At 50.0% G+C, this 3,526-nt stretch carries 4 protein-coding genes; all 4 read left to right on the forward strand.

Translation table 11 applies throughout. The features are described from left to right. Positions 1 to 263 precede the first annotated feature (263 nt). A complete protein-coding gene (locus C0623_01790) occupies positions 264 to 497 on the forward strand; it encodes a hypothetical protein (protein PLY03286.1) in 234 nt (77 codons plus the stop codon). 61 nt (positions 498 to 558) lie between these two features. After that, positions 559 to 1,167 (forward strand): toxin-antitoxin system toxin subunit, encoded by a 609-nt coding sequence (locus tag C0623_01795; protein PLY03287.1) that lies wholly within the window; start codon positions 559 to 561, stop codon positions 1,165 to 1,167. After that, positions 1,142 to 1,579 carry a hypothetical protein gene (locus tag C0623_01800; GenBank protein ID PLY03288.1) on the forward strand — a complete coding sequence of 146 codons (438 nt, stop codon included), beginning with the start codon at positions 1,142 to 1,144 and terminating at the stop codon, positions 1,577 to 1,579. The genes C0623_01795 and C0623_01800 overlap by 26 nt, the downstream gene beginning before the upstream one ends. 244 nt (positions 1,580 to 1,823) lie before the next feature. Next, positions 1,824 to 3,284, forward strand: a complete 1,461-nt coding sequence (locus C0623_01805; protein ID PLY03289.1) for an MBL fold hydrolase — start codon at positions 1,824 to 1,826, stop codon at positions 3,282 to 3,284. The last annotated feature ends 242 nt before the right edge of the window (positions 3,285 to 3,526 follow it).

Consider the following 3,526-nt stretch of genomic DNA (forward strand, 5'->3'; position numbering starts at 1 on the left):
GACTGTCCCCGAAAGGGGGCTGTCCCTAAATAAAAGATGGCTCGCGCAGAGGCCGCAAAAAAGAAGAAATGCGGTTTCAACGGAGAGTCGCTGAGGCGCAGAGAGAAAAACGAAGCAAAAGCAAAACGGGGATTTCGAAGTACATCATAGCCTTTAACTCTCCCTCTCTCCGCCTCTCCGTTAAAGTACGACCTAAGTGAGCGTTACCGAACGGGCGTGAATCAGCGGCTGAAAAATTAACTTCAATCAAGCGGGGGGGCGCAATGCACATCATCCATCATGGTGGCCATGAAACGGTCACCGGGTCCTGTCATGAATTTCGCCTGCCGGACGGTTCCGGCATTCTCATTGATTGCGGCCTGACCCAGGGGCGCGACGCAAGCTCACCTGAAATCGACTTTCAGGTCGAGCACATCAAAGCCCTTATTCTGACCCACGTATATATTGATCATTGCGGGCGTATACAGTGCTATCTGTGGAACAGGCCAATTGAATGACGCTGGAGGTTAAACCCAACTCTAAGACACAATAAAACGATCTTGCATACCATACAATTGTATGGTATTAAGGGTCACTATGGCGATACTTGGTGAGATATTATCTTCGAAGGCTCGAGAGAAAGTTTTTCAGCATCTCTTTGATGGGCAATCGGCAGAACTTCATGTGCGTGAACTTGAACGTCGCACGGGGTGTTCAATCGGAACCATTCAAACGGAATTAAAGAAGCTCTCGAGGCTTGAGTTGGTCAACAGCAGACGTGATGGCAATCGCTTGTATTACTTTGCTAACCGTGAGCATCCACTTTATTCAAATATCTGTGGCCTGGTCAGTAAGACCGTCGGTATGGTTGCCTTATTGAACACTGCGATTTCTGAATTACATGACGTAGAAATTGCTTTTTTGTTTGGCTCTATGGCAGATGGGACGTCAGGTGCTCAGAGTGATGTCGACCTCATGGTTGTCGGTTCACTAGGGCTGAGAACTTTAACAGCAACGCTTTCGACGGTTTCCGAATCAATCGGGCGCGAGATCAACCCGCATGTGATCACGGTAAGTGAATTTCGCAAACGAGTCCAGTCTGAAGAGCATTTTATTATGTCTGTTATGAACTCATCAAGGGTTTATGTCAAAGGGGGAGATTATGAGTTTGGAAAGCTGGTTGACTAACGCCTGGTTGCGCCGACATGAACCGTCGCAACAGGAGATTCGCGACCTCTTACGGATTGTCGAACGTGATCTTGGCGATGCTCGTAGTGATTTGTCCGCTGACTGGCGATTCGGCATCGCTTACAATGCCGCTCAAAAATTGTGTTTTGTCCTGTTGCATGCATCCGGATATCGCGCAGAAAAAAATCTTCATCATTATCGAACAATTCAGGCTTTGCCGCTCATCCTTGGCGCTGAGCGTAAGGGGGACGCTGATTATCTTGATGCTTGTAGGGTCAAACGTAATCAAGCTGAGTATGACAGGGTTGGTGTGGTCAGCGATAGTGAAGCAGAGGAACTTATTGCGTTCGTCAAAGAATTCCGCAGGGATGTAATCAGGTGGTTGAAGGTTGAACATCCAGCACTATGTTGAGTGCTGCAGTTTCTCGTCTCGCGCAGAGAGCGCAGCGAACGGGCGTGAGAAAGTTCTGTTTTTTGCCTTAATCAGCGATAAGCGGCGTCAATTGGCGGCTAAATAATTAAATTCATTGAAGTGGGGGGGCACAATGCAGATAATCCACCATGGTGGGTAGAATCGTTATGATTGGTTTAATTTGTTATGATTGGTTGCAATAGTTCAATTCATTAAATTCGTTTGAAATTAAAAATCGGAGGGGATTTTGAAGATTATTAGCCATGGCGGTAAAGATACCGTCACCGGTTCCTGTCATGAACTCCGCCTGCCGGACGGTTCCGGCATTCTCATCGACTGCGGTCTGACCCAGGGGCGTGACCAATCATCACCTGAAATCTACTTTCCGGTTGAGCACATCAAAGCCCTCATTCTGACCCATATCCATCTTGACCATTGCGGTCGTATCCCTTATCTGCTGGCAGCCGGGTTTAAAGGACCGCTCTATTGCAGTGAACCTTCCGCTAAACTCCTCCCTTTGATGCTGGAGGATTCAATCAAGTTGGCAGTGACGCGTGACGAGAGACGCGTTAATCAAATTCTAAAAGAGGTGGAGAAGAGGGTCATCGCAGTTCCTTACGGAACCTGGATGACAGTGGGCAGTTGTCAGTTGGCAGATCGCAGTAAAATCCTTGATCAAAACGCTAAGCTTAAAACTGACAACTGTAAACTGTCTACTGATAACTCTTTGCAGTTTAAACTGCAAAGTGCCGGTCACATCCTCGGTTCTGCTTACGTTGAAATCGAGAGTCGTCAGATGTCAGTTGTCAGTCGGCAGATGGAAAAGCAAAGAATCGTGTTCTCCGGCGACCTGGGTGCTCCGTTCTCGCCGCTGCTGCCGGCTCCGAAGTCGCCATACCGTGCTGATGTCCTCGTCCTCGAGTCGACCTATGGCGACCGGTTGCATGCAGGGCGGAAGGAACGGCGGGCAACATTGCGGCGGATCATTGAACGGGCGTTATCTGATCGAGGTGTGGTCCTGATTCCTTCTTTTGCTCTCGGGCGGACCCAGGAGCTGCTGTACGAGCTCGAAGAGATTGTCCATCGCAACCGAACACGATTTGCTGCGAAGAATCTGCCCTGGGAAGAGCTCGAGATCATCGTCGATTCACCATTGGCTAATCGCTTTACCGAAGTGTTTCGCGACCTGAAGGCGTACTGGGATGCCGAGGCGAAGCGGAAGGTAACCTCCGGCCGGCATCCACTGAGCTTTGAACAGATGACCACCATCGCCTCACACCAGGACCATCTGCATGCGGTGCAGTATCTGAAAAAGAAAGCCCGGCCCTGTATCGTCATCGCCAGCTCCGGGATGTTCAGCGGCGGCCGGATCGTTAACTACCTGAAAGAGCTGCTGCCGGATCAGCGCACCGATGTTTTGTTCGTCGGCTACCAGGCAGCCGGAACTCCGGGTCAGGATATCCAGAGGTATGGCCCGCGCGGCGGGTATGTTGTCCTTGATGGCCGGAAGATCGACATCAAGGCCGGGGTGCATACGATCAGTGGCTATTCGGCGCACGCCGATCAGCAAAACCTGGTCAATTTCGTCAAGCGGATGCGGATCCAACCGCAAGAGATCCATCTGGTGCATGGGGAACAGGCAGCAAGGGAAGCTTTAAGCCGTAAGCTGGAAGATGAACTACCGGGAGCAAAGATCATTATTTAGACATCGAAATATACAACACAGGGACTGTCCCCGGATGGGGGCTGTCCCTAAATAAAGGCGGCTCGCGCAGAGGGCGCAGAGACCGCAGAGAAGATCAATATCAAAGAATATGGTTTTGTTTAAAATCAAAAGAACTGTTTTGGGATTTTCCTCTGTGCCCTCTGCGTCCTCGAGTGAGTGAAACGAACGGGCGTGATAAAGGTTGAAGGTTGTTGTTGAACCAAAGACTTAATTGGCCGCGA

The organism is Desulfuromonas sp., assembly GCA_002869615.1.
Taxonomy (GTDB): domain Bacteria; phylum Desulfobacterota; class Desulfuromonadia; order Desulfuromonadales; family UBA2294; genus BM707.